At 47.4% G+C, this 1,353-nt stretch carries 1 protein-coding gene and 1 pseudogene; both read right to left on the minus strand.

The features are described from left to right. Positions 1 to 107: 107 nt before the first annotated feature. On the minus strand, positions 108 to 1,160 hold the full coding sequence (locus tag R7Q11_RS24735; protein ID WP_225466830.1) for a UDP-glucose--hexose-1-phosphate uridylyltransferase: 1,053 nt from the start codon (positions 1,158 to 1,160) through the stop codon (positions 108 to 110). An 84-nt stretch (positions 1,161 to 1,244) separates the two neighbouring features. Continuing rightward, positions 1,245 to 1,353 (minus strand): annotated as a pseudogene (locus R7Q11_RS24740) (UDP-glucose 4-epimerase); the annotation flags it as partial.

Raw genomic sequence — 1,353 nt, forward strand, 5'->3', positions numbered from 1 at the left:
CGGTTTCAAATTGTATTTAGATCCCCGAACCCTTTGTTCATTCGCGCTCGTGAACCACTTGTTTGATTTTCTGTTTTTTAGGTTCTAGGATCCTAGAACCTACTAAATCACTGCTCTTTGTAGTGAACGTAACTTAAATCACGCAGACGCTGTGACGCTTGCTCTGCAGTTAAATCTCGTTGGCTTTCTGCCAACATTTCATAACCCACCATAAATTTACGAATTGTCGAGCTGCGTAATAGTGGCGGGTAAAACAGCGCATGCAGCTGCCAATGGTCAACATCTGTGCCTTCTTCGAAGAACGGCGCGTAATGCCAGCCCATCGAGTAAGGGAAAGAGCACTGGAACAAGTTGTCGTAACGGCTGGTCAACTTTTTGATAGCCATAGCGAGATCATCTCGTTGCTCATCGTTCAACTCACACATGCGGCGAATGTGTGTTTTTGGAAGCAACATGGTTTCGAATGGCCACGCCGCCCAGTACGGGACAACCGCCAACCAATGTTCGGTTTCAATGACGATACGGGAGCCATCTTTTAACTCTGCCTGCACGTAATCCACCAGCAGATTGCTACCGTGTTCCTGGTAGTACGCTTTTAGGTTTTGCTCTTTGCGTTCAATCTCATTGGGTAAGAAACTGTTCGCCCAGATTTGACCATGTGGGTGAGGCTGAGAACAGCCCATGGTTTCGCCTTTGTTTTCGAACGCCTGAACCCAAACGTACTCTTTGCCGAGCTCTTCAATTTGCTCATTCCATGTATCAATCACGCCACGAATTTTATCCACTGGCAGCTCCGGTAAGGTTTTGCTGTGATCTGGCGAGAAGCAAATCACTCGGCTCAAACCACGCACGCCTTGAGTTTTGAATAGCGGGTTGTTTGACTCCGGTGCATCTGGTGAATCCACCATCAGCGCAGCAAAATCGTTATTGAACACATAGGTGCCTTGGTAGTCTGGATTAACATCGCCAGAGATACGTTCGTTGGTTGGACAAAGGAAACATTTACCGTCATAGCTTGGTAGCTCATCCAATGCGGGCTTTTCATCTGCGCCGCTCCAAGGGCGTTTTGCACGGTGAGGTGAAACCAAAATCCATTGCCCAGTCAGAGGGTTGTAACGGCGGTGTGGATGATCCACTGGGTTAAATTCGACATTCGACATGTTACTTACTCAACTTTTAAGAATTCTTTCATCTGCATTTCTCAATGGAATTGGAAAGTGCAGACAATAATGCGGCGACGTAAACTACGCAGGGGAATAGCCATTGGGATTTTTTGACTGCCAGTTCCACGTATCGGCGGTCATTTCAGCCACCGTGCGTGTTGCTTTCCAACCTAGTTCACGCTCTGCTTTT

The sequence above is a fragment of the Vibrio sp. 970 genome (assembly GCF_033339075.1).